This is a genomic window from Bradyrhizobium ontarionense, assembly GCF_021088345.1.
Lineage (GTDB): Bacteria > Pseudomonadota > Alphaproteobacteria > Rhizobiales > Xanthobacteraceae > Bradyrhizobium > Bradyrhizobium ontarionense.
On sequence record NZ_CP088156.1, the window covers coordinates 7,174,522 to 7,197,104 of the forward strand.

General features: G+C 66.0%; 25 protein-coding genes and 1 tRNA gene. 10 read left to right on the top strand and 16 right to left on the bottom strand.

Annotated elements, in window-relative coordinates; all coding sequences use genetic code 11:
- Window positions 1–24 precede the first annotated feature (24 nt).
- The 6 genes from LQG66_RS31440 to napE all read right to left on the bottom strand — a co-directional run bounded on the left by LQG66_RS31440 (window position 25) and on the right by napE (window position 5,479).
- The gene (locus LQG66_RS31440) at window positions 25–1,134 is read right to left on the bottom strand and encodes an ATP-dependent DNA helicase (RefSeq protein WP_231319695.1); all 1,110 of its coding nucleotides are present in this window, start codon (window positions 1,132–1,134) and stop codon (window positions 25–27) included.
- Between the two features lie 166 nt (window positions 1,135–1,300).
- On the bottom strand, window positions 1,301–1,963 hold the full coding sequence (locus LQG66_RS31445) for a NapC/NirT family cytochrome c (protein ID WP_231319696.1): 663 nt from the start codon (window positions 1,961–1,963) through the stop codon (window positions 1,301–1,303).
- Window positions 1,960–2,412 (bottom strand): nitrate reductase cytochrome c-type subunit, encoded by a 453-nt coding sequence (locus tag LQG66_RS31450; RefSeq protein ID WP_425601368.1) that lies wholly within the window; start codon window positions 2,410–2,412, stop codon window positions 1,960–1,962. Before LQG66_RS31450 ends, LQG66_RS31445 begins: the two co-directional genes overlap by 4 nt.
- A gap of 23 nt (window positions 2,413–2,435) precedes the next feature.
- Window positions 2,436–4,940, bottom strand: coding sequence for a nitrate reductase catalytic subunit NapA (gene napA / locus LQG66_RS31455; RefSeq protein ID WP_231319698.1), 2,505 nt, complete (start codon window positions 4,938–4,940; stop codon window positions 2,436–2,438).
- A gap of 15 nt (window positions 4,941–4,955) precedes the next feature.
- Window positions 4,956–5,276: a chaperone NapD gene (locus tag LQG66_RS31460; protein ID WP_231319699.1), complete on the bottom strand. Its 321-nt coding sequence runs from the start codon at window positions 5,274–5,276 to the stop codon at window positions 4,956–4,958.
- 17 nt (window positions 5,277–5,293) lie between these two features.
- Complete coding sequence (napE, locus tag LQG66_RS31465; protein ID WP_231319700.1) at window positions 5,294–5,479, bottom strand: periplasmic nitrate reductase, NapE protein; 186 nt, start codon at window positions 5,477–5,479, stop codon at window positions 5,294–5,296.
- A 378-nt stretch (window positions 5,480–5,857) separates the two neighbouring features.
- Here napE and LQG66_RS31470 point away from each other — a divergent pair, with 378 nt between their 5' ends.
- From LQG66_RS31470 to LQG66_RS31495, 6 genes are all read left to right on the top strand, one after another.
- Entirely contained in the window at window positions 5,858–6,814 is a 957-nt protein-coding gene (locus LQG66_RS31470; protein ID WP_231319701.1) for an aliphatic sulfonate ABC transporter substrate-binding protein, read from the top strand.
- 35 nt (window positions 6,815–6,849) lie between these two features.
- The gene (ssuD, locus tag LQG66_RS31475; protein WP_231319702.1) at window positions 6,850–8,028 is read left to right on the top strand and encodes an FMNH2-dependent alkanesulfonate monooxygenase; all 1,179 of its coding nucleotides are present in this window, start codon (window positions 6,850–6,852) and stop codon (window positions 8,026–8,028) included.
- Window positions 8,025–8,831, top strand: a complete 807-nt coding sequence (gene ssuC / locus LQG66_RS31480) for an aliphatic sulfonate ABC transporter permease SsuC (protein WP_231319703.1) — start codon at window positions 8,025–8,027, stop codon at window positions 8,829–8,831. The genes ssuD and ssuC overlap by 4 nt, the downstream gene beginning before the upstream one ends.
- A 10-nt stretch (window positions 8,832–8,841) precedes the next feature.
- The gene (locus tag LQG66_RS31485; protein WP_231319704.1) at window positions 8,842–9,708 is read left to right on the top strand and encodes an ATP-binding cassette domain-containing protein; all 867 of its coding nucleotides are present in this window, start codon (window positions 8,842–8,844) and stop codon (window positions 9,706–9,708) included.
- A gap of 16 nt (window positions 9,709–9,724) precedes the next feature.
- Window positions 9,725–10,306: a flavin reductase family protein gene (locus LQG66_RS31490; RefSeq protein ID WP_231319705.1), complete on the top strand. Its 582-nt coding sequence runs from the start codon at window positions 9,725–9,727 to the stop codon at window positions 10,304–10,306.
- A 95-nt stretch (window positions 10,307–10,401) separates the two neighbouring features.
- Complete coding sequence (locus LQG66_RS31495; RefSeq protein WP_231319706.1) at window positions 10,402–10,557, top strand: hypothetical protein; 156 nt, start codon at window positions 10,402–10,404, stop codon at window positions 10,555–10,557.
- Here the strand turns inward: LQG66_RS31495 and LQG66_RS31500 are convergent.
- The 9 genes from LQG66_RS31500 to LQG66_RS31540 form a co-directional block, all read right to left on the bottom strand.
- Complete coding sequence (locus LQG66_RS31500) at window positions 10,548–11,015, bottom strand: hypothetical protein (protein WP_231319707.1); 468 nt, start codon at window positions 11,013–11,015, stop codon at window positions 10,548–10,550. The two genes, LQG66_RS31495 and LQG66_RS31500, sit on opposite strands and share 10 nt — an antisense overlap.
- The gene (flbD, locus tag LQG66_RS31505) at window positions 11,012–12,391 is read right to left on the bottom strand and encodes a sigma-54-dependent transcriptional regulator FlbD (RefSeq protein WP_231319708.1); all 1,380 of its coding nucleotides are present in this window, start codon (window positions 12,389–12,391) and stop codon (window positions 11,012–11,014) included. The genes LQG66_RS31500 and flbD overlap by 4 nt, the downstream gene beginning before the upstream one ends.
- A 55-nt stretch (window positions 12,392–12,446) precedes the next feature.
- Window positions 12,447–12,797 carry a flagellar motor switch protein FliN gene (gene fliN / locus LQG66_RS31510; protein ID WP_231319709.1) on the bottom strand — a complete coding sequence of 117 codons (351 nt, stop codon included), beginning with the start codon at window positions 12,795–12,797 and terminating at the stop codon, window positions 12,447–12,449.
- A 30-nt stretch (window positions 12,798–12,827) separates the two neighbouring features.
- Complete coding sequence (locus LQG66_RS31515; protein WP_231319710.1) at window positions 12,828–13,448, bottom strand: FliH/SctL family protein; 621 nt, start codon at window positions 13,446–13,448, stop codon at window positions 12,828–12,830.
- Window positions 13,448–14,536, bottom strand: a complete 1,089-nt coding sequence (gene fliG, locus LQG66_RS31520; protein ID WP_231319711.1) for a flagellar motor switch protein FliG — start codon at window positions 14,534–14,536, stop codon at window positions 13,448–13,450. Before fliG ends, LQG66_RS31515 begins: the two co-directional genes overlap by 1 nt.
- Before the next feature lie 49 nt (window positions 14,537–14,585).
- Window positions 14,586–16,190, bottom strand: coding sequence for a flagellar basal-body MS-ring/collar protein FliF (gene fliF / locus LQG66_RS31525; RefSeq protein WP_231319712.1), 1,605 nt, complete (start codon window positions 16,188–16,190; stop codon window positions 14,586–14,588).
- A 337-nt stretch (window positions 16,191–16,527) separates the two neighbouring features.
- Window positions 16,528–16,803, bottom strand: coding sequence for a CtrA inhibitor SciP (gene sciP, locus LQG66_RS31530; RefSeq protein WP_002714638.1), 276 nt, complete (start codon window positions 16,801–16,803; stop codon window positions 16,528–16,530).
- 272 nt (window positions 16,804–17,075) lie between these two features.
- Window positions 17,076–17,774 (bottom strand): flagellar hook assembly protein FlgD, encoded by a 699-nt coding sequence (locus LQG66_RS31535; protein WP_231319713.1) that lies wholly within the window; start codon window positions 17,772–17,774, stop codon window positions 17,076–17,078.
- A gap of 12 nt (window positions 17,775–17,786) precedes the next feature.
- Window positions 17,787–19,385: a flagellar hook-length control protein FliK gene (locus LQG66_RS31540; protein ID WP_231319714.1), complete on the bottom strand. Its 1,599-nt coding sequence runs from the start codon at window positions 19,383–19,385 to the stop codon at window positions 17,787–17,789.
- A 357-nt stretch (window positions 19,386–19,742) separates the two neighbouring features.
- Here LQG66_RS31540 and mnmA point away from each other — a divergent pair, with 357 nt between their 5' ends.
- From mnmA to LQG66_RS31555, 3 genes are all read left to right on the top strand, one after another.
- On the top strand, window positions 19,743–20,936 hold the full coding sequence (mnmA, locus tag LQG66_RS31545; RefSeq protein WP_231319715.1) for a tRNA 2-thiouridine(34) synthase MnmA: 1,194 nt from the start codon (window positions 19,743–19,745) through the stop codon (window positions 20,934–20,936).
- Between the two features lie 27 nt (window positions 20,937–20,963).
- Window positions 20,964–21,599 (top strand): class I SAM-dependent methyltransferase, encoded by a 636-nt coding sequence (locus tag LQG66_RS31550; protein ID WP_231319716.1) that lies wholly within the window; start codon window positions 20,964–20,966, stop codon window positions 21,597–21,599.
- A 75-nt stretch (window positions 21,600–21,674) separates the two neighbouring features.
- Complete coding sequence (locus tag LQG66_RS31555) at window positions 21,675–22,025, top strand: hypothetical protein (protein ID WP_231319717.1); 351 nt, start codon at window positions 21,675–21,677, stop codon at window positions 22,023–22,025.
- Here LQG66_RS31555 and LQG66_RS37290 read toward each other — a convergent pair whose 3' ends face one another.
- Window positions 22,026–22,157 (bottom strand): hypothetical protein, encoded by a 132-nt coding sequence (locus tag LQG66_RS37290; RefSeq protein ID WP_256460592.1) that lies wholly within the window; start codon window positions 22,155–22,157, stop codon window positions 22,026–22,028.
- Between the two features lie 162 nt (window positions 22,158–22,319).
- Between LQG66_RS37290 and LQG66_RS31560 the strand changes: the two genes are divergently transcribed.
- Window positions 22,320–22,396 (top strand) — tRNA-Met (locus tag LQG66_RS31560).
- Window positions 22,397–22,583: the final 187 nt, after the last annotated feature.

Sequence of the window (22,583 nt, forward strand, 5' to 3'; positions counted from 1 at the left end):
TTGCATCGAGCGGTAAAGCGGTGGTTACACCACGATGGACAGCCGCTTCGCGGCGCGGGTGATGCCGGTGTAGAGCCAGCGCGCGCGGCTCTCCTGGAAGGCGAAGCTCTCGTCGAACAGCACGACATCGTCCCATTGCGAGCCCTGCGACTTGTGCACGGTCAGCACATAGCCATAGTCGAACTCGTCATAGGGCTTGCGCTGCTCCCACGGGATGTCCTCGATGCCCCCGGCGAAGCACTCGCCGCGCACCGAGACCTTGGTCACCTTGCGGCCCAGGTCCTCGTCGGGCGCGAGCCGCATGGTGATGATCTTGGACTTCGAGGCGGCGCGCGATTTGACTCGCCATAGCCCGCCATTGAACAGGCCCTTCTTGCGGTTGTTGCGCAGGCACACCAGCTTGTCGCCGGCCACGGGGAACGGCTCTTCGATGTCCAGGCGCTGCCGGAAACGCATATTGTAGGCGCGGCGGGTGTTGTTGCGGCCGACCAGGACCTGGTCGGCGTTCATGACCCGGGCCGGATCGAGCTCATGGCGCTCCACCACCTCGCTCTCGCCGTAGCGGCCGATGTCGAGCGTGTTGCCCTCGCGCACGTCCATCGACATCCGCACGATCGGATCGTCCTTCGCTTGGCGATGTACCTCGGTCAGCATCACGTCCGGCTCGCTCTCGGTGAAGAAGCCGCCGCCCTGGACCGGCGGCAGCTGGGCGGGGTCGCCGAGCACCAGCAGCGGGCAGTCGAACGAGAGCAGGTCGCGGCCGAGATCGGCGTCGACCATCGAGCATTCGTCGATGATGATCAGCTTCGCCTTGGAGGCCGGCGCGTCGTCCCATAATTCGAAGCTCGGCTGCTCCTCGCCGCTCTCGCGCGCGCGGTAGATCAGCGAGTGGATGGTCGAGGCCTCGTCGCAGCCCTTGTTGCGCATGACCAGCGCCGCCTTGCCGGTGAAGGCGGCGAACTTGACCTCGCCGTCGACGCCCTCGGCGATGTGGCGGGCGAGCGTGGTCTTGCCGGTTCCGGCATAGCCGAACAGCCGGAACACCTGCGGCGTGGCGTTCTTGCCCGGCTTGGCCTTGAGCCAGTCGGCGACGGCTTGGAGTGCGGAATCCTGGTGGGGGGAGAAGGTGGTCATGGCTCGACGGGATGGAGCCGCGGGCGACTCGGGGACATTCCGTGAACCTAAGGGCTGTTTCGGCGAGATCAAGCTCTCGATGCTGATGGGTTGAGAACCTCCCCCGCAAGCGGGGGAGGGGGCGCAGCGGACCTGCGGCGAGCCCTCGTTCTTCTTCAGAAAGAGCCTACTGCCAGCCTGGGACGCCGCGCATGTCGGGCAGATGATGCGCGATGCCCTTGTGACAGTCGATACAGGTCTTCTCGCCGGTGAACAGGAAGCGCTGGTGCGCTTCCACCGCGCGCGGCGACTGCCGGGTGATGTCCATCGACTGGGCGCTGTGGCAGTTGCGGCATTCCAGCGAGTCATTGGCCTTGAAGCGGGCCCATTCGTGCAGCGCCAGCTCCAGCCTGTGGTCGGTGAACTTCTCGCGGGTGTCGATCGAGCCGAACAGATGGCCCCAGACCTCCTTGGAAGCCTGCATCTTGCGCGCGATCTTGTCGGTCCAGTTATGCGGCACGTGGCAATCCGGGCAGCTCGCGCGCACGCCGGAGCGGTTGGAGAAGTGGATGGTCGACTTCAGCTCGGCGAACACGTTGTCGCGCATCTCGTGACAGCTCGTGCAGAACTTCTCGGTGTTGGTCAGCTCGAGCGCGGTATTGAAGCCGCCCCAGAAGATGACGCCGGCCAGAAAGCCGGCCAGCACCAGCACGCCGAGCCCGAACACCGAGCTGGGCTTGAGCAGCACGTCGATCAGGTCGAGCACGAACTGCCAGATGCGGCGGACGAGTCCGAGCCGCTTCTCGGGTACGGGAGCTTGCGTCCCGTCCGGGGTGTCGGCGCTGCTCATCGCGGGCCACCGGGCTTGGCACGGGACAGCATCGTATCGATGTCGACGAAGTCGTTGCTGACCGGCGGCGTGGCTGTGCTTTGCGGCACGTGGCACTGCGTGCAGAAGAAGCGGCGCGGCGACACCGAGGCGAGGAACTGGCCGTCGCGGTCCATGAAGTGGGTGATCGACAGCATCGGCGCTTTCGACTCCGCGGTGCGCGCGCGGGCGTGGCAGGACAGGCACTTGTTGCCCTGCATGTCGACCTGATAGCCGTCGATGGAATGCGGAATCACCGGTGGCTGCTCCGGATAGTTGCGCACCTCCCTCTCGGCGGTGTTCTTCATCGGCTGTATCGGCGGCGCCGGGCCCTCGTCATTGAGCGGCGCCGGGCCGCGCAGCGAGGAAGAGACGCTCTGGGCGAGCAGTGCGCTCGATCCGGCTGCAACGCTGGCCGCGACCAGCATCATCGCAAGTTTCCTGATCATGGTTGTCACACCCGCTCGATGCGCACGGCGCATTTCTTGTAGTCGGTCTGCAGCGAGATCGGATCGGTGGCGTCGAGGGTCACCTTGTTGATCAGCTTCGACTCGTCGAACCACGGCACGAACACGAGGCCGCGCGGCGGCTTGTCGCGGCCGCGGGTCTCGACGCGGGCCCGGATGAAGCCGCGCCGGGAGGCGACCTTGACCTCGTCGCCGCGCCTCAGGCTGGCGGCCTCGGCATCATCGGGATGCATGAAGCAGACGGCCTCGGGGAAGGCCTTGTAGAGCTCGGGCACGCGGCGCGTCATCGTGCCGGAGTGCCAGTGCTCGACCACGCGCCCGGTCGACAGCCAGAACGGATAGTCCTTGTCGGGCGATTCCGCCGGCGGCTCGTAGGGCAGGGCGAAAATCCGCGCCTTGCCGTCGGCGAAGCCGTAGAACTGCACACCGGTACCGGCCTTCACGTAGGGGTCGGAGCCCTCGCGGAAGCGCCAGCGCGTCTCCTTGCCGTCGACCACGGGCCAGCGCAGGCCGCGCTCCTTGTGATAGGCCTCGAACGGCGCCAGGTCATGGCCATGGCCGCGGCCGAACGAAGCGTATTCCTCGAACAGGCCCTTGTGGACGTAGAAGCCGAACGCCTTGGATTCGTCGTTGGCATAGCCCGGCTCGATCTGGTCGAGCGGAAACTTGTCGACCTGGCCGTTCTTGTAGAGCACGTCGAACAGCGTCTTGCCGCGCACGTCCGGCTTCTTGGCAATCAGCTCCTCGGGCCAGACCTCCTCGATCTTGAAGCGCTTGGAGAACTCCATCAGCTGCCACAGGTCGGAGCGCGCCTCGCCGGGCGCGGAGACCAGCTGATGCCAGAACTGGGTGCGGCGCTCGGCATTGCCATAGGCGCCTTCCTTCTCCACCCACATCGCGGTCGGCAGGATCAGGTCGGCGGCGAGCGCGGTGACCGACGGATAGGCGTCGGAGACGACGATGAAATTGTCGGGATTGCGGAAGCCCGGATAGGTTTCCTCGTTGGCGTTGGGGCCGGCCTGGAGGTTGTTGTTGACCTGCACCCAATAGGCGTTGAGCAGGCCGTCCTTCAGCATCCGGCTCTGCAGCACGGCGTGATAGCCCGGCTTGTCGGGGATCGTGCCTTCCGGCAACTGCCAGATGTGCTCGGCCTTGGTGCGGTGCTCCTTGTTGGTGACGACCATGTCGGCCGGCAGGCGGTGCGAGAAGGTGCCGACCTCGCGCGCGGTGCCGCAGGCCGAGGGCTGGCCGGTGAGCGAGAACGGGCTGTTGCCGGCCTCGGCGATCTTTCCCGTCAGCAGATGGATGTTGTAGATGAGGTTGTTGCACCAGACGCCGCGGGTGTGCTGGTTGAAACCCATGGTCCAGAACGAGACCACCTTGGTCTTCGGATCGGCATAGAGATCGGCCAGCGCCTCCAGCCGGTTGAGCGGCACGCCGGACATTTCGGCGGCCATCTCCAGCGTGTAGTCCGAGACGAACTTGGCGTATTCGTCGAACGAGATGTCGGTGGCGTCATTGGCCTTGGTGCGCCCGGTCGCCTTCTTCTCCAGCGGATGCTCGGGCCGCAGGCCGTAGCCGATGTCGGTCTGGCCGCGCTTGAACACGGCATGGGCGGCGACGAAGTCCTTGTTGACGCGGCCGGTCTTGATGATGTGGTTGGCGATCGCGTTGAGGAGGTAGAGATCGGTCTGCGGCTTGAAGATCATGCCGATGTCGGCGAGGTCGAACGAGCGGTGCTCGAACGTCGACAGCACGGCGACTTGGACGTGCGGCGCAGACAGGCGGCGGTCGGTGACGCGGCTCCACAGGATCGGGTGCATCTCCGCCATGTTGGAGCCCCACAGCACGAACGCGTCGGTGGCCTCGATGTCGTCATAGCAGCCGGCGGGCTCGTCGATGCCGAAGGTGCGCATCATGCCGGCGACGGCGGAGGCCATGCAGTGCCGCGCATTGGGGTCGATGTTGTTGGTGCGGAAGCCGGCCTTGAACAGCTTCAACGCCGCGTAGCCTTCCCAGACCGTCCACTGCCCCGAGCCGAACATGCCGACGCCTGAGGGCCCGCGCTTCTTCATCGCGTCCTTGAACTTCGACGCCATGATGTCGAAGGCCTCGTCCCACGAGATCGGCGTGAACTCGCCGTTCTTGTCGTACTTGCCATTGGTCTTGCGCAGCATCGGATGCGTCAGGCGGTCGTGGCCGTACATGATCTTGGACAGGAAATAGCCCTTGACGCAGTTGAGCCCGCGATTGACCTCGGACTTGATGTCGCCATGGGTGGCGACGACGCGGTTGTCCTTGGTCGCGACCATCACGCTGCAGCCGGTGCCGCAGAAGCGGCAGGCGGCCTTGTCCCATTTCAGCTCGCTCGCCTCGCGCTCGGTGACGAGATTGGCGGCGAGGCCGGGCGTGGGCATGCCGGCGGCGACCGCGGCAATCGCGGCGGCTTCCAGCTTCAGCATCTGGCGGCGGTCGATCTTCATGTCGGTCATGGTCATCTCGTGAGGCTAGCCGGCGTCGATGGCGTGGAAGACGAGGCAGGCGGAGTGCACGTGGGGCAGCAGCCCGATCCTGTTCATGGTCGCGCCGAGCGTGCCGGCATCGGGCGCATCGACGACGACGATCAGCTTGCCGCGCTCGTCGCGGCCGTGGATCTCGCAGCCGGACAGCGCGAGGATGTCGGCTGCGACGCGGTCGAGCTGCTCGGGGCGGGTCTGCACGATGATGCTGGCGATCTCGCCGGAGGGCGGTGCGACGACGGGATCGGAGGTCAGCACGCGGCCGGTGATGAGCGCGCGCCGGTCGACGGAGGTGCGGGGGGTGAGCATGCGATTCGTCCTTCCGATCAGTGCGCTGACGGCGGGCCGGGCGGCCCGACCATCATCTGGTAGACCCACACCGTGAGCCCGTAGGAGCCGACGGTGGCGACCGCGAGCGCCGGCATCAGCACGGCGGTGAGGAACAGGAAGGCAAAAACTTCCATGCGTCTGCGACGCGCGCGCGCATTCGCATCGCTGCCAACGAGCGACATGAGAGAATTCTCAGCTTTGTGTACGGGGGGGAATGTGTGCGGCATCCGGGCCGCGCCTGCCTTCAGGTTAAGCAAGATGCCTTGCGAAAGCCTTGACCTGGATCAACCATGGAACCATGGGGATGGCCGGCGTCGGACGAGCGAGCGGCCGGCTGCGATCGTGGTTGATGGGCCGTGAAGACACGTGATCGCGTTGTCGCTTGCGAGAAATTCTCGCTGCTTTGCGTCGGCCTTTCGATACGAACGTCCCCTCGCGGCACGACGAAATAGGACCGGCATCGCTATTTTTCCGGGGTGCTCGACACCGGTTTCACCCGCCACCATCATTGCCTGTGCACCGCATCAACGTGGATGCGCGGGCTTTGGTCGGAGAAGGCAATGAAGCGTCGTGATTTTCTGAAACTGTCGTTGGGCTCAGCTGCGGTGGTAGCCTGGTCGGCGCCGCTGCGCGCCGAGGACAAGCCGAAGGAGATCCGGATCGGCACCCAGAAGGGCGGCTTCTTTCCGGCCGTGAAGGCGCGCCGCACCATCGAGGACACGTTCAAGCCCGTTGGCATCGACATCGTCTGGGTCGACTTCCAGTTCGGCCCGCCGCTGCTGGAAGCCATCAATGTCGGCAGCGTCGATTTCGGCTATGTCGGCGACGCCCCGCCGATCTTCGCGCAGGCCGCCAGCGCCAAGATCCGTTACGCTGCCGCCGTCAAGCAGAACGGCAACAGCCAGGCGATCATCGTGCCGAAGGATTCGCCGATCAAGACTCTGGCCGATCTCAAGGGCAAGCGCATCGCCTTCGGCAAGGGCTCGAGCGCGCACAATCTCCTGGTTGCCGCGCTGGAGAAGGCCGGGCTGTCCTGGAGCGACATCACGCCGGCGCCGCTCGCGCCGGCCGACGCGACCGCCGCCTTCGTCAAGGGCTCGGTCGACGCCTGGTCGATCTGGGACCCGTATCTCGCGCTCGCCGAGCTCAAGGAGAATGCGCGGGTGGTCGCGTGGGACAAGGACGTGCACAAGCCGAACTCGTTCTACATCGTCGGCTCAGACTTCGTGGAGAAGTATCCGGCCGTGGTCGCCAGGCTGAATGCGGCGTTCGCCGCCGAGGGCGTGTGGGCCAACAGCCATCACGAGGAGGTGGCGAAGGCGCAGGCCGAGGCCACCGGCGTCGGCCTCGAAGCCGTCAAGCGCTTCGTCGATCGCTCGGTCTACAGCGTCGTGCCGATCGACGACGAGATCATCAAGAGCCAGCAGGCGGTCGCCGATCGCTTTGCCCGCGTCGGGCTCATTCCGAAACCCGTCAACGTCGCCGACATCGTCTGGAAGTGGACGCCGTCCACCTGACGCCGGAACGTGACCTCAATCCGAAAGACAACGATATGAGTGACGCTTCGTCGAAACCCAACGTGCTGTGGTTCCTGCCGACCCATGGCGACGGCCGCTATCTCGGCACCTCGCAGGGTGCTCGCGAGGTCAATTTCAACTATCTGCGCCAGGTCGCGCAGGCGGCCGATCAGCTCGGTTATTATGGCGTGCTGATCCCGACCGGGCGCAGCTGCGAGGATTCCTGGATCGTCGCCTCGGCCGTGGCGCCATTTACCGAGAAGCTGCGCTATCTGGTCGCGGTGCGCCCCGGCCTGCAATCGCCGGCGGTCGCGGCGCGCATGACGGCGACGCTGGACCGCGTCACCAACGGGCGCCTGCTGGTCAACGTCGTGACCGGCGGCGATCCGGTCGAGAACAAGGGCGACGGCATCTTCCTGTCGCACGAGGAGCGTTACGAGGTCACCCGCGAGTTCCTCACCGTCTACAATGCGCTGCTCGAAGGCGAGGCCGTCAACTTCGCCGGCAAGCACATCCGGGTCGAGGATGGCCGCCTGCTGTTTCCGCCGGTGCAGTCGCCGCGTCCGCCGCTGTTCTTCGGCGGCTCGTCGGACGCCGGCATCGACGTTGCCGTCGACACGGTGGAGAAGTATCTCACCTGGGGCGAGCCGCCGGCCGATGTCGCCGCCAAGATCGCCAAGGTGAAGGCCGTAGCCGACAGTCGCGGCCGCAAGCTGTCGTTCGGCATCCGCCTGCACGTGATCGTGCGCGAGACCAATGACGAGGCCTGGGCGGCCGCCGACGACCTCATCAAGCACGTCACCGACGACACCATCGCCTCGGCGCAGAAGATCTTCGCGCGGATGGATTCGGTCGGCCAGCAGCGCATGTCGCAGCTGCATGGCGGCCGCCGCGACAAGCTCGAGATCAGCCCGAATTTGTGGGCTGGTGTCGGCCTGGTGCGTGGCGGTGCCGGTACGGCGCTGGTCGGCGATCCCGACACCGTCGCAGCCAGGATCCGGGAATATCAGGACATCGGCATCGACACCTTCATCCTGTCCGGCTATCCGCATCTTGAGGAAGCCTATCGCTTCGCCGAGCTGGTGTTCCCGAAGCTCGGCTTGGGCGTGTCGGATCAGGCCGGCAACGTGACCAAGCTCCGGGCCAATACGGGCCCGTTCGGCGAGACCATCGCCAACGAGCATCGTCCGTTGCAGAGAGCGTCGCAATCATGAGCCTGATCGAAAGCCTTCCCAAGGTCCGCAAGCTGGCCGTGCCGCGCGCGGACGGATTTCTGCCCTGGCTGGTGCCGCTCGCGATCATCCTGATCTGGCAGGTGGCCTCGGTCGTTGGCCTGGTGTCGCCGCGTGTGCTGCCGGCGCCGAGCGACGTGGCGCGCGCCGGCTGGAAACTGTTGTGGTCCGGTGAGCTCGGCCGCAACATCTGGGTCAGCTTCTGGCGCGCCTCGATCGGCTTCCTGATCGGCGGCGGCATCGGCTTCGCCTTTGGTCTGGCGAACGGCTTGTCCGAGCTGTCGGCGAAGCTCACCGACACGACGCTGCAGATGATCCGCAATGTGCCGCATCTGGCCCTGATCCCGCTGGTCATCCTCTGGTTTGGCATTGACGAGAGCGCCAAGCTGTTCCTGGTGGCGCTCGGCGTGTTCTTCCCGGTCTATCTCAACACGCTGCACGGGATTCGCACCGTCGATCCGCAACTCATTGAAATGGGCCGCGTCTATGGCATGACCGACAGCGAGCTGTTTCGGCGCGTGATCTTCCCCGGTGCGCTGCCCTCGATCTTCGTCGGCCTGCGCTTCGCGCTCGGCATCATGTGGCTCACCCTGATTGTCGCCGAGACGATCGCGGCGTCCTCCGGCCTCGGCTACATGGCGATGCAGGCGCGCGAGTTCATGCAGATCGACGTCGTCGTCCTCTCCATCCTGATCTACGCCCTGCTGGGCAAGGTCGCCGACAGCGCCTCGCGGGCGCTCGAGCGGCTGACGCTGTCCTGGCATCCGGCCTTCAGCAAACATTGAGGTCTGCCAAATGCAGCAAGCTCTCCGAGTCCCCCTGTCCGACGTCGACGTGATCGACAGCGCCGAAATCATCGGGCATGCTGAGGCATTCCGTCATGCGAGGAAGCCAGGCGTGCCGCCGCAGCCGGCAAGACCCGAGGTGCGCGGCCTGCCGCTCGTGATCCACGACCTCCACAAGTCGTTCGGTGACAACGAGGTGCTGCGCGGCATCGATCTGGAGATCCCGGCCGGTCAGTTCGTCGCGATCGTCGGCCAGAGCGGCTGCGGCAAGAGCACGCTGCTGCGCCTGATCGCGGGCCTCGACAAGCCGACCTCCGGCACGATCAGCTTCGGCGAAGCGGCGGCGCGGCCCGAGGATATCCGGGTGATGTTCCAGGAGCCGCGGCTGCTGCCATGGGCCCGGGTGCTGGCCAATGTCGAGGTCGGGCTCGGCCGCGAGCGCAAGGCTGCCGGCGCGCATGAGCGTGCCAGGCGGGCGCTGGAGGAAGTGGGTCTCGCCGAGAAGCGCGACCAATGGCCGGCCGTGCTGTCCGGCGGCCAGAAGCAGCGCGTCGCGCTGGCGCGTGCGCTGGTGAGCGGGCCGCGCCTGCTGGCCTTCGACGAGCCGCTCGGGGCGCTCGATGCGCTTACGCGAATCGCGATGCAGCGCCTGCTGGAGCGGGTCTGGGCCGATCAAACCTTCACCGCAATCCTGGTCACCCATGACGTGGCGGAAGCCGTCGCCCTGGCCGACCGCGTTCTGGTCATCGAAGATGGCCGGATCGCCGAGGATATCACGGTCGGTCTGGCGCGCCCGCGCGAGCGCGGCTCAGCCGATCTGGCGGCACTCGAAGGTTCGATCCTGCACCAGTTGCTTGGACCGGGCATGACGGGTTAGGAGGGATATTAACGCAATGAACTCCATCATCCGTCTCATGCCCGATGCCACGGCGCTCCAGCCCGATTTCCGCTCTGCGATGCGCCAACTGGTCGGCGGCGTCAGCGTCATCACCGTCGGGCGAGGCGATGAGATGACCGGCATGACCGTGAGCTCGCTATCCTCGCTCTCGGTCGACCCGCCCTCCGTGATCGTCAGCCTCAATCGCAACGCTTCGTCCTGGCCGATCCTGCAGCGGGAGCTGGTGTTCGGGGCCAGCCTGCTGGCCGCCGATCAGCTCGATGTCGCCGAACGGTTTGCAGGCAAGGGTGGCCTGCGCGGCGCCGAGCGGTTCGCGGGCGCCGATTGGCGCCGGCACGTTACCGGCGTGCCGCTGCTGGTCGGGGCGCTCGCCACGCTGGACTGCGAGGTCGAGGAGATCATCGAGCGGCATTCCCACGGCATCGTGATCGGCCGGGTGCTCAACGTCGAAGTGTCACCGCAGGCTGCTGCCCTGGCCTATTGGCATGGCAGCTATGTGCCGGTCGACCGTGCCGACGACATGGCCCGGCTTGCTGCATTGAGCGTTCCTGATCCGAGGCTCACGCCGAAGGGCTGACCGCGGACATTCGTCCGCCGGGTGCCGGGTGGTGTCTCGGAGCCGGACACCGTAAAAGCGCCGTGGCCTTCTCGGCGTTGTTTACGGCGGAGCTGATGAAACGGATCGGAACCTGGGCACTCTACGTGGTCGGCACGGCGGCGGTTCTCTATCTCGCGCTGTATGCCTATGCGCTTCTCACGCAGCGCGAGTTCACGCCGGGCGATCCCATCCACATCTTTCGCAATCCCGAAGCGCCGAACTATTCGTAGATCGCGGCAGGCCTGGAGCCGGCCTTCGGCTGTTCTCGGACCCACGGATCGGGCGACTGATCACAATTCTGCAGCTGCATCCAGTCTTCCGTCAGAAACTGCACCCGGCACCGGTGCCAGATCCTGGACTGTGCCTTGCCGTCCGGCGACGTCTCGAGCTCGGAAAATGAAAGGGTGGGCGGCCGCCACCGATAGCTGCGTTCGTTGTCCCACCCGTCGCAGCCGCTGCTGCCACACGCGACCGTTCGCGAGATCAGCTTTCCCTTGCGGGCGAAGCACCAGGTTCGCGAGCCCCATTCCTCGCCCGACGACGGCATCACCAGCGGTGCATGAGACGTCTGCTCCCAGCAGCCCCACAGCGCGGCTCGCGTGTCGGCCCTTGCTTCGGAAACGGCGAGCGGCACGCTCAGGATGAGCGCGCCGCCGATGAGAAGACGGGCGGCTGCACCGAACGTCACACCGGACTCGGCATGCGCGGGGTGTCGCCGGCGCCGGGGGGCGTGATCGGCACGCCGCCATCGGCATATTCATTGAGCTTGTTGCGCAGCGTCCGGATCGAAATCCCCAGGATGTTGGCGGCGTGCGTCCGGTTGCCGAGACAATGCTTCAGGGTCTCGAGGATCAGGTCGCGCTCGACGTCGGCGACGGTGCGGCCGACCAGCGCGCGCGTCACCTGTTCAGCCGCCATGGTTGCATGCGCTACTGCGGGCGGGGTCTTGCCGATGTCGAGGCGGGCGCCGTCCGGCGTGATGATCGCGTCGGCACCGATCTCGTCGCCCTGCGCCATCAGCACCGCGCGATGCATCGTGTTCTCCAGCTCGCGGACGTTGCCCTGCCAGCGGTTGGTGGTGAGGATGCGCTTGGCCTCGGTGGAGATCGGGCGCAGCGGCACCGCGTTGGCCTCCGAATATTTGCGCGCGAAATGCTGGGCGAGCTCAAGAATGTCGGCCGGGCGTTCGCGCAAGGGCGGAATCTTCAGGTTCACGACATTGAGCCGGAACAGGAGGTCCTCGCGGAACGTGCCCTCGCGCACCGCGTCGGCCAGGTTGCGGTTCGAGGTCGCGATGATCCGGATGTCGACCGGGACGGGCCGCGTGCCGCCGACGCGGTCGATCACGCGCTCCTGGATGGCGCGCAGCAGCTTGGACTGCAGCCTCACGTCCATTTCCGAGATTTCGTCGAGCAGCAGCGTGCCGCCATTGGCCTCCTCGAACTTGCCGACGCGGCGGGCGATCGCACCCGTGAAGGCGCCCTTCTCATGACCGAACAGCTCTGATTCCAGGAGGTGCTCGGGGATTGCGGCGCAATTGATCGAGATGAAGGGTCGCTTCGCACGCGCCGAGCGGCTGTGGACGTAGCGCGCCAGCACCTCCTTGCCGGTGCCGGACTCGCCCGTGATCATCACCGAAGCGTCGGAGCCGGCGATCTGCTGCGCGAGCTTGATCACCTTCGCCATGGCCTCGTCGCGATAGACGAGGTCGCGGGCGTCGTTAGCCACCGCGGCGAGAACGGCCGCGATCAGTTCGGGATCCGGCGGCAGCGGGATGTATTCCTTGGCGCCGGCATGGATGGCGGCGACCGCGGCGCGGGCGTCGCTGGTGATGCCGCAGGCCACGATCGGAACATGGATGTGCTCGGCGTCCAGCCGCATCACGAGGTCGCGGATGTCGAGGCCGACGTCGACCAGCAGGAGGTCGGCGCCCTTGCCGCCGCGCAGCACCCGCATCGCCTGCTCGTTGTCCTCGGCATGGGTGACGGTCGCCCCGTTGTCCATGGCGATCTTGGTGGCTGCGGTCAGCTGACCCTTCAGCGTTCCGACGATGAGAAGCCGCATGTTCGTCTCCTATTCGGTCGCGCCGCTACCGAAGGGCGCGCGTGGGTCATTCATGTCAGTTGCGGTCGGACTTGATGATTTCCGTCATCGTCACGCCGAGTTTGTCTTCGACCAGCACCACCTCGCCGCGTGCCACGAGACGGTTGTTGACGTAGATGTCGATGGCCTCGCCGACCTTGCGGTCGAGCTCGAGCACCGTTCCGGGCCCGAGCTTCAGCAGCTCGCCGACATCCATCTTGGAGCGGCCGAGCACGGCCGAGACCTGAACCGGCACGTCGAAGACGGCCTCCAGATCGGCGGCAATGCGCGCGGCATGATCGTCCTCGTTGTAGCCGACGTCACCGAGCGGCGGCGCGTCGGTGGCGTTGAGATCGGGCAGCGGGATCTGAGAATCGTTGTCGCTCATAACTTGAACTCCGTCGGCCACATCGGTGGCCTAGTTCTTTCTGGACGCCATGTAGCGTCCGACCAGTTCGTTGATCTTGGTCTCGATCGCGGCGCGCTCCAGCACGACGCCGCCATCAGCCCATTCGATGCGGCAGTCGCCGGTCGCGATCTCGGGCTCCGCCAGGATCACGAGGCGCCCCTCGAAGCCGCTCTGCTTGGCGAGCTTCTCGATCTTCTCGCGCGCGAGCTCGTACAGGGAATCGTTGATGCGCAGAACGAGATGCGGAGTGGCCACCAGATGCGCGAAACAGTCGTGCACGAGGCCGGTGATCTCGCCGAGCGGCTCGGCGGCGACCAGCGCCGAGCACAGCTTGCGGGCGACGGCGATCGCGACATCCACCGCCTCGGTCTCCATCCGCGCCTCGATGCCGCAAAAGCGGGCGGAGATGCCCTGCAGCTGGATGTTGATCTGCTCCAGCGCGGCCGCGACGCGGCGGTCGGCTTCGACCTTGGCTTCGCGCTGCGCGGCCTCGTAGCCGTTGCGGTAGGCGACCGCTTCGGCGGCTGCGACGCTCTGCGCGATCTCCGCGGCGCTGGCCGCGCGTTCCCGCGTCTTCTTCTCGGGCGCGGAGAAGTCGGTATCGAACAGGAACTTCGCGGGTTGAGCCATCAATACACCAGTTCGTCGTCGGCGCGGTTCTTGCTGAGCATGATCTCGCCCTTGGCGGCGAGGTCCTTGGCGAGGTTGACGAGCAGGGCCTGGGCCTCATCGACATCCCTCAGGCGCACCGGCCCCATGGCGGCCATGTCGTCCTGCAGCATCTTGGCCGCGCGGGACGACATGTTGCCGAAGAAGAAGTTGCGCACCTCCTCGTTGGCGCTCTTGAGCGCCACGCCGAGCTTGTCCTTGTCGACGTTGCGCAGCAGCGTCTGGGCCGAGGCCGAGTCGAGCTTGATCAGGTCGTCGAAGGTGAACATCAGCGCCTTGATGCGCTCGGCCGCTTCGCGGTTCTCCTCCTCCAGCGAGGTGATGAAGCGGGTCTCGGTCTGGCGGTCGAAATTGTTGAAGATTTCGGCCATGACCTCGTGGGCGTCACGGCGCCGAGTCTGCGACAGGTTCGACATGAACTCCGTGCGCAGCGTCTGCTCGACGCGCTCGATGACCTCCTTCTGCACCGCCTCCATGCGCAGCATGCGGCCGATGACGTCGAGCGCCATGTCCTCGGGCAGGATCGCGAGGACGCGCGCCGCATGCTCCGGCTTCAGCTTGGACAGCACGACCGCGATGGTCTGCGGATATTCGTTCTTGAGATAGTTCGCGAGCACCTCTTCCTGGACGTTGGAGAGCTTCTCCCACATGTTGCGGCCCGCGGGGCCCCTGATCTCGTCCATGATGCCGCTGACGCGTTCCGACGGCAGGTATTGCTGCAGCAGCCGCTCGGTGGCGTCGAAATTGCCCATCAGCGCGCCGGAGGCCGACATGCGCGAGACGAATTCGAGCATCAGGTCCTCGACCACGTCGGCTTCGATCGTTCCGAGCGTCGACATGGCGAGCGACAATTCGCGCACCTCGTCGTCGTCGAGCTGCTGCCAGATCTTGCCGCCATACTGCTCGCCGAGGGCCAGCATCATCACGGCCGCTCGTTTCGGGCCGCTCAGGGGCTGGGTCTTCTCGCGTTGCGCCTGGCGGCTCGCAAGCGTCGCGATGACCGTGGAGATGTCGTTGGAGTTTGCGTTCTGCGTCTGCGGGAGCGACATGGCGATCTGCGTTCGATTCAGTTACGGCGGCTCAAAGGGAAGCGGTTCATTACTGCTGTGGCTCGGCGAGCCACTGACGGATGATTGCGGCGGCTTCACCCGGGTTGCGATCGGCCAGCTCGCCCACGCGGTGGACGGACTGGGCGTGGACCTGGCCCTGGACCTGGGCGACGTCGATCAGGGTGGCGGTCTGCTGGGCATGGACGGCCTGTGCCTGCGCGGTTTCGTCGGTGAGCGCAGGGACGGAGGCCCTCAGGGCCGCGGCGACCTCGTCGGAGGCGATGATCTTCTTCACCAGCGGCCGTACCACCATGAACACGACCACGATGCCGAGCAGCATCATGACGGCGAGCTCGATGACGTACATCACGTCATCCTTGGTGAAGTGGAGCATGCCGAGGAAGCCGGTGGGCTCGTTGATCTGCGGCACGGCCGGCGCGTCGGCGAATTTCAGGTTGACCACCTCGACCTGGTCGCCGCGCTTCTGGTCGAAGCCGATCGCTGAGCGGACCAGCGTGGCGATGCGGTCGAGCTCGTCCTTGCTGCGCTCCTGGTAGACCAGTTCGCCCTTCTCGTTCTTGGAATAGGCGCCATCGACCAGCACCGCGACCGAGATGCGGTTGACCTTCCCGGCTTCGGTGACTTCCGTCTTGGTGGTCCGGGAGATCTCGTAATTGTTGGTCTCTTCGGTCTTCTTGCTCTGGTCGCGCGGGGGCTGCGGCGGGGCGTTCTGCTGGTTGCCCGGCAGCTCGTTGTTGACCGTGACCTGTCCGTTGGTCTCGTTGGTGGCCGACTGCTCTTCGCGGGTCTGGCTCGAGCGCAGTACGCGTCCTTCCGGATCGAACCGGTCGGAGGTCTGGGTGATGCGGTTGAAGTCGAAGTCGGCCGAGAGCTGGACCCGGGCGCGGCCCTGGCCGACCACGGAGGAAACGATGTCCTCGACCTGCTTGCGCATCCGCTTCTCGAAGGCGGTGCGGCGCTCGTCGCCGACCGCCTGGTCGATATCGGAAACCGTTCCGTCCGCAAGCAGCTGGCCGGCCTCGTCGACGATCGAGACCCGCTGCGGCTTCAGGCCGTTGACGGCGGAGGCGACCAGATGGCGGATGGCGCGGATCTGCGCCGGCTCGAGCGCGCCGCGCACGCGCACGACGATCGAGGCCGACGGCTCCGGGGTCTCGCGCGAGAACAACGGCCGTTCGGGCAGCACGAGATGGACGCGCGCGGCCTGGACACGGTCGATGGCGCGGATGGTGCGGGCGAGTTCGCCCTCGAGCGCCCGCAGATGATTGATGTTCTGGACGAAGCTCGTGGTCCCCAGCGCGTCCGACTTGTCGAAGATCTCGTAGCCGACGCCGCCGCCCTTGGGCAGGCCGCCCTCGGCGAGCTTCATGCGCAGCCGGGTGACCTTGTCCTTCGGGACCAGGATCACGCTGCCTTCATTGCGCATCTCGAAGGGAATACCCTGGCGCTCCAGATCCTTGATGATGCTGGAGGAGTCGTCCAGGCCGAGGTCGGTGAACAGCGTCGTCATCTGCGGCGCCGTTACGCGCATGATGACGAAGCCGAAGAAGCCGATCAAAGCTGCCGTGACCGCGATCATGGCAGTGAGCCGCGCGGCACCCAAACCCTTCAGGAAGTCCAAGAGACCTTGCAAGCAACTGCCCCACAGTTCGGCATTCGACAGGTGGCTGCTGGAAGGTGATTTGAGCTTCGCGGACCTTTACGGCCGATTGCAGAGAACGCGAAATTCAATCCGAACCTTCAGCCGACACCTGCATTCCAGGTGGTCGCTCTATCCCGACTGCCGCGCCCCGACCTCTCGGGAGAGGTTCACGGAATCTGAATCGGACCACTGGGCAATTATTGCCTATGGGAAGGTTTCGATATGGTTAACGATGGTTAAGACGTCCTAACAAAGTCTGGACATGCAAAAAATCGGCTTGGCGGGGCCAAGCCGATTTTCAAGAAAATCCCGTCGTCTCGGAAACGCTTTATTGACGATATTGCTGGATTCGGGTGGTGCGCAGGCCGGCGAGACCGTGCTGGTCGATCGAGAACTGCCACGACAGGAATTCGTCGACGGTCAGGGTGTAGCGGCTGCACGCTTCTTCGAGGGACAGCAATCCGCCGCGAACCGCAGCGACGACTTCGGCCTTGCGGCGAATGACCCACCTCTTGGTGCCTGGTGCAGGCAAATCCGCGATGGTGAGCGGGCTGCCGTCAGGCCCGATGACGTATTTCACCCTCGGGCGATGGGGTTCTGTCATGGCGTACTCACAAACTCTTAACCACTGAACTCACGGTAAGACCCTACGCCGCCTCGCTTAAAATTTGCCTAAGCAAAGGGCGCGAATTCGGGGCTCGGCGCAAACGCCGCCGCTCCGGGTGCCGCGAGGCCCCGGGAGCGTGATCGTGGTAAATGATTGGTTAAGAGTTTCCGCAGCTTACGCCGACGTGTCGCCGCCGCAGCTGAGCTTGATGCTCACGCTCAGCTGCAAGCGCATCTGCTGTCTCAAGAGCCGGTAGCGGCACGTGAGAGCTAGCCGACGATCCGCTGGATCTGGTTGACCGTGTAGGTCTGGCCGCCGACCGTCAGCAATGGCGGCTGCTGGGTCAGGTCGACCGAGGACACCGCGCCCTGGATCTGGGTCTTGATCGCAACAGGACTGCCGTTGACGGCGTCGGTCGCCACCGTCGTGATCTTGTACTGTCCATCCGGCCATTGGGTGCCGTCATTGCCCTGGCCATTCCAGCCGTAGGTCTGGTTGTCACCGGCGTTGGCCGTATATTTGCCGGTGAAGACGGTCTGCCCGGCCTTGTTGATGATGTTGACCGTCAGATTGCAGTTCTTGGGGATGTTGAGGCCCCAGCTTGCCTTTCCACTGGTCAGGCTGGTCGTGTCGCCGGCGACGACCGCGGTCTTGCCGACGAAGGCCAGCGCCTGGGTCGCCTGTACCGACTGCTGCATCGTGAGCAGCGAAGCCAGCTGGTCGTTGGTCTTGAGCTGTTGCTCGACGCCGGCGAACTGCACGAGCTGCTGGGTGAACTGGTTGGTGTCCAGCGGATCAAGCGGGTTCTGGTTCTGCAGCTGCGTCGTCAGCAGCGTCAGGAAGGTCTGGAAGTTGCCCGCGATGGTCGAGCCCGTGTTCGAGCCCAGGCTGTTGTTGCCCGATGAAGAGTTCGAATTGGTCGTGCCCGAGACTGCCGGGCTTGCCGTGATTGCGTCGCCGATTGCCATGGAAGCCTCCTGTTAAACCCGGATGTCGACGCCGCCTTGCGCGCCGAGCATGCGTCCGTAGGACCGTCCGGCGAGCTGGGCCGGGACGGTTTCGTCCTCGGTCACGATCAGGCGTTGTGCGTTACCGTTTTGTTGATTGTCGCCGCCGTTCTGGCCGGACGAGGTCTGGTCGCGGAGCGAGAATTGCAGCCCGCTGTCGCTGGTCTTGAGACCGGCGTCCTGCAGCGCCTGCTGCAGCTGCGGCACGGTCTGCTGCAGCATCGAGAGCGTTTCGGGCTTCTCGACCCGCAGATGGGAGGTCACCTGGCCGTTGCGGTCGACGTCGATGCGGACATCGATGCGGCCGAGCTCGGCCGGATCGAGCCTGATCTCGAAGCGGCTCTTGCCGTTGAGCGCGGAGGCCGCGATTTCGACCGCGAGCCCGTGCAGCGGAACGGCTGCGCCCGTAGCCGTCGTCGCGGTCAGATTGGCGGAGGTGATCTGGGTTGTCGAAGAGGTTGGGGTCGACAGCTGCGGCTGCAGGCCAGCCCCGGCCTGGGCCGTTGGATCTGGCGCCGGAACGTTGGTCTGGCTGTTGGCTTGCGCGACGCCGTGCTCATGCGCGACCGGTGCCGGCGCATTGCCGCTGTCCTTGGTCGGCCCGTCGACGGAGCCACCGTCCGGCTTGGCAGCGACGGCGGGCTGTTGCGCGGTGCCGGCGCCCTGGCTCGGTTGGTGGACGCCTTGCGTCGTGATGTTGCTCTGTTCCGGGGTCTTGGCCGCTTCGCCGGCGACCAGACCCGTCTTGGCCTGGCTGCCCGGTTTGCCGGCCGCCTTGCCATTGCCCGGAGTGGCGGCATCGAGCGCGGTCGCGAAGGTCGCATCTGCCGTGACGACCGTGTCGCCGGAGGCCGTGGTGGCCGCGTCGGAGGCGACCGCCGCCGGGGCAGCTTCGCCCGGCCCCTTCGCGGCGCCAGCGGACTTGGCTGCCGCGAGCGTCAATGCTGCAGTGGCATCGGTCGCGCCGTTCATGCCAGGGCCGGAGATTCCAGTTGGCACGGCCGCGGCCGGCGCGGTGGCAGAGCCGTTACCTTCCGGCGCGGTGACGCTCGTGGGGGCATCGGCCAGGAGGATTCCGGGCTGAATCGCGGCAGCCACTGGGACCGGGGTTGCCGCCGTCTGGTCGGCAGCCGCCGGTGTGGCGGTTGTTTCCACGCCGCCCTGGTCGCCGTCTTTCTTATCGGCGGACTTGCCGTTTGCGGCTCCCGTCGTATCGGTGCCGGTCTTGGCGGATTTGTCGGTGGTCGCGTCCGATGTCGTATCGGCGGTCGGCTTGTCACTGCGATCGGTTCGGGTGCTGCCGTCAGCCTTGTCCTGGGACCTGGACTGGTTCGTTCGGTCGGAATCCGCGCTGCGTGGAGGTTCGCGGCTCGGGCTTGATCCGGCGCTGCTGGCGCGTGGCGCTGGCGAGGGCGAGGTGGGCGGGGAAGATGTCGACGAATCCGGCGGCGTCGCGGCATCGACCAGCGCCGAGAAGCTGTCGGACAGCTGGGAGGTGTCCTGGCGTGACTGCTTCGGCGCTGCGGTCTTGAGGGCCGCCCCGGCCTGGATGTCTGACGTGACGCTGAACACCTTGGAACCTCTCGCGATGAACTCTACGAGCCTATGCAGCAAGGAGCGGGCCAAGGGAGAGAAATTAGATATTCATAGTATTATCAATGGTTTATGGGTTGACTTGGCAAGTGCAACCCGCGCGGCACCCCCGTCATTTCTGCCCGCCCGGCAAGATTTGCCGCCGTCCTCTGCGGCCAGCGCGATTGCTTCGCAGGATGTGCACCTATATTAGTGACACGTGCCTCTCGCGCCGTTTCCGACCAGGCGAGCTTGTCCGGAGATCGCTGGAGGCAAGCCATCCGCAAAGACGGCGCATGCGAGGCGTTCCCGCGCTGGGAACCTGTCGCCTGACGCTGCGATCGCAGTGACCTGACCATGCTCAACAGTCTCGATCTCGAAGGCCGTCCTGAAGACACCAGGGTCGTCGTCGCCATGTCCGGCGGCGTGGACTCCTCGGTGACGGCCGCGCTGTTGAAGTCCGAGGGATACGACGTCGTCGGCATCACGCTGCAGCTCTACGACCATGGCGCGGCGGTCCACCGCAAGGGCGCCTGCTGCGCCGGCCAGGACATCCATGACGCGCGCAATGTCGCCGAGCGCCTGGGCATTCCGCACTACGTGCTGGACTACGAAGATCGGTTCCGCGAATCGGTGATCGACAATTTCGCCGCGAGCTACGCGTCGGGCGAGACGCCGGTTCCCTGCATCGAGTGTAACCGGGCGATCAAGTTCGGCGATCTGCTCAAAACCGCGCGTGAGCTCGGCGCCTCGGTGCTGGCCACCGGCCATTACGTCGCCTCGCGCCGGCTCGCGGATGGATCGCGCGCGCTCGTCTGCGCGGCCGATGCCGATCGCGACCAGAGCTATTTCCTGTTCGCGACCACGCGCGAGCAGCTCGACTACTTACGCTTTCCGCTCGGCGACATGACCAAGCCTGAGGTGCGCGAGCTCGCGCGCCGCTTCGGCCTCGAGGTCGCCGACAAGCACGACAGCCAGGACATCTGCTTCGTGCCGACCGGCCGCTACACCGATATCATCGGCAAGCTGCGTCCGAACGCGATGGAGCCGGGCGACATCGTCGATCTCGGGGGCCGGGTGCTCGGCGCCCATCACGGCATCGCCAACTACACGATCGGGCAGCGCAAGGGGCTTGGCATCGCCGCCGGCGCGCCGCTCTATGTGGTCAGGCTCGATGTTGCGAGCCGCCGCGTCGTGGTCGGCCCGCGCGAGGCGTTGCGCACGCATCGGATGACGCTGCGCGAGGTCAACTGGATCGGCGACGGCGCGCTCGATGCTGCCGTGCGCGACGGTCTCGAACTGTTCGTCCGGGTCCGTTCGACCCGTCCGCCACAGCCGGCCTGGCTGCGCGGCGCTGATGGCCACTACGACGTCGAACTCGTTGCGGGCGAGGAGGGCGTCTCGCCCGGCCAGGCCTGCGTGTTCTACGACGCGGCCTCGGGCCGTGCGCGGGTTCTCGGCGGCGGCTTCATCCAGAGCGCGGCCACCGACAGCAGCACCGCAGGTGGCATCGTCAGGCCGCAGCGCCTGGCCGAGCCGGTCCGCGGCTGATCAGCATCCATCATTCAGGGCAGGGGCATGGGGGACATCGACCGCGCAGGGGTCGAAAAGGCCTACGAGCGCTGGGCGCCGGTCTACGACCTGGTGTTCGGCAAGGTCTTCGATCAGGGGCGTCAATCGACCATCGCGGAAGCTGATCGCATCGGCGGCCGCATTCTCGACGTCGGCGTCGGCACCGGTCTGTCGCTGTCGGACTATGCCCGCACGACGAAGATCTGCGGCGTCGATATTTCCGAGCCGATGCTGCGCCGGGCGCAGGCCCGCGTGCGCGAGCTGAAGCTCTTCAACGTCGAGACGCTGGCCGTGATGGACGCGAAGCATCTCGCCTTCCCCGACAATTTCTTCAACGCCGTGGTCGCGCAATACGTCATCACCGCGGTGCCTGACCCGGAAGCGACGCTCGATGATTTCGTCCGCGTGCTGAAGCCCGGCGGCGAGCTGATCCTGGTCAATCACATCGGCGCCGAAAGCGGACCGCGCCGCCTGTTCGAGCTCGCCTTTGCGCCGATTGCGCGCCGGCTCGGCTGGCGACCGGAGTTCCCCTGGGCGCGGCTCGTGAACTGGGCCGCGAAGCACGGCGGCATCACGCTTGCCGAACGCCGGCCGATGCCGCCGCTCGGGCATTTTTCGCTGATCCGTTATCGCAAGGCTTGAGACGCGGCGGCAGCACGGGGCTGATCTGCCGCGGCCGGCGTGGGAACGCCCGGACGGGCTTCGCGTTGCTCCGTCATGAGCATCAGGCAATCCTTGTTCCTCGCGGCCCTGCTGGCCTCAGCCTCTGCTGCCGCTCATGCCCAGGCGCCGCCTGGTCCGGCCACGCCGCCGCAGGCCACCGCGCCGGCCCCGAACCAGACAGCGGCGTGTGCGCCGACTGCGCTGGCAACGCCGACGCCCGATGGAATCACCACCGGCCGCGCCGGCGAGCCGCTCGGCGACAAGCTCGCCAAGACCAACGGCGTGCTGTGTCCTCCGAGTGGCGTCGATCCCGGGATGCACGCGCCGACGCCCGAAGGCGGCACGACGCCGGTGATCCCGCCGCCTGGCAGCCCCGGCGGCGATCGGAGCGTGCAGCCGAAGTGATCAGCAGCCGAAGTGATCATTGCAATGTTCCCCGGCGCGGCTGACGGAGCGCAGCGCCCGCCCTGCCGCCAGTGCGGAGCGGATCTGCCTGCTCTCGGCCGGTGCTTGGGCGAGCGCGACGATCAGCGTCACCGCAACTCTGCCACACGTCGAATCGAAGTCTAGCCGCAGCCATTCAAAGCCTCGGAGTGGGCGCCAGGTTTGCTTGACACGGGCCGGACCGCCTCTTTATATGCGGCCCGTTCGCCCAGCCGTTTGCGGTCGTTTGACCCCTGGACCTTGGCCGGACACCGTGGCGGGGTAGCTCAGCTGGTTAGAGCACGGGAATCATAATCCTGGGGTCGGGGGTTCGAGTCCCTCCCCCGCTACCATCTTTCCCCATACTCCCTTCACTGGTTCGGATATGCCTCCCCGCCTCTCAGCGAGTTGAGACCTCCAGGGATTTCTACGCTAACGCCACTGGAACTCATCTCGTCCGCCGCATCGCTGGAGGCCCGACAGCGTTCTGCGGGAACGGCGCTGATGGCTCGGATGCGTGCGGCCGCGCTCGGTCTTGCG

Bases quoted from the DNA above. Each gene is read 5' to 3' on its own strand.
- LQG66_RS31440 (WP_231319695.1), bottom strand. From the start codon at position 1,134: ATGACCACCTTCTCCCCCCACCAGGATTCCGCACTCCAAGCCGTCGCC.
- LQG66_RS31445 (WP_231319696.1), bottom strand. From the start codon at position 1,963: ATGAGCAGCGCCGACACCCCGGACGGGACGCAAGCTCCCGTACCCGAG.
- LQG66_RS31450 (WP_425601368.1), bottom strand. From the start codon at position 2,412: ATGATGCTGGTCGCGGCCAGCGTTGCAGCCGGATCGAGCGCACTGCTC.
- napA (WP_231319698.1), bottom strand. From the start codon at position 4,940: ATGACCGACATGAAGATCGACCGCCGCCAGATGCTGAAGCTGGAAGCC.
- LQG66_RS31460 (WP_231319699.1), bottom strand. From the start codon at position 5,276: ATGCTCACCCCCCGCACCTCCGTCGACCGGCGCGCGCTCATCACCGGC.
- napE (WP_231319700.1), bottom strand. From the start codon at position 5,479: ATGTCGCTCGTTGGCAGCGATGCGAATGCGCGCGCGCGTCGCAGACGC.
- LQG66_RS31470 (WP_231319701.1), top strand. From the start codon at position 5,858: ATGAAGCGTCGTGATTTTCTGAAACTGTCGTTGGGCTCAGCTGCGGTG.
- ssuD (WP_231319702.1), top strand. From the start codon at position 6,850: ATGAGTGACGCTTCGTCGAAACCCAACGTGCTGTGGTTCCTGCCGACC.
- ssuC (WP_231319703.1), top strand. From the start codon at position 8,025: ATGAGCCTGATCGAAAGCCTTCCCAAGGTCCGCAAGCTGGCCGTGCCG.
- LQG66_RS31485 (WP_231319704.1), top strand. From the start codon at position 8,842: ATGCAGCAAGCTCTCCGAGTCCCCCTGTCCGACGTCGACGTGATCGAC.
- LQG66_RS31490 (WP_231319705.1), top strand. From the start codon at position 9,725: ATGAACTCCATCATCCGTCTCATGCCCGATGCCACGGCGCTCCAGCCC.
- LQG66_RS31495 (WP_231319706.1), top strand. From the start codon at position 10,402: ATGAAACGGATCGGAACCTGGGCACTCTACGTGGTCGGCACGGCGGCG.
- flbD (WP_231319708.1), bottom strand. From the start codon at position 12,391: ATGCGGCTTCTCATCGTCGGAACGCTGAAGGGTCAGCTGACCGCAGCC.
- fliN (WP_231319709.1), bottom strand. From the start codon at position 12,797: ATGAGCGACAACGATTCTCAGATCCCGCTGCCCGATCTCAACGCCACC.
- LQG66_RS31515 (WP_231319710.1), bottom strand. From the start codon at position 13,448: ATGGCTCAACCCGCGAAGTTCCTGTTCGATACCGACTTCTCCGCGCCC.
- fliG (WP_231319711.1), bottom strand. From the start codon at position 14,536: ATGTCGCTCCCGCAGACGCAGAACGCAAACTCCAACGACATCTCCACG.
- sciP (WP_002714638.1), bottom strand. From the start codon at position 16,803: ATGACAGAACCCCATCGCCCGAGGGTGAAATACGTCATCGGGCCTGAC.
- LQG66_RS31535 (WP_231319713.1), bottom strand. From the start codon at position 17,774: ATGGCAATCGGCGACGCAATCACGGCAAGCCCGGCAGTCTCGGGCACG.
- mnmA (WP_231319715.1), top strand. From the start codon at position 19,743: ATGCTCAACAGTCTCGATCTCGAAGGCCGTCCTGAAGACACCAGGGTC.
- LQG66_RS31550 (WP_231319716.1), top strand. From the start codon at position 20,964: ATGGGGGACATCGACCGCGCAGGGGTCGAAAAGGCCTACGAGCGCTGG.
- LQG66_RS31555 (WP_231319717.1), top strand. From the start codon at position 21,675: ATGAGCATCAGGCAATCCTTGTTCCTCGCGGCCCTGCTGGCCTCAGCC.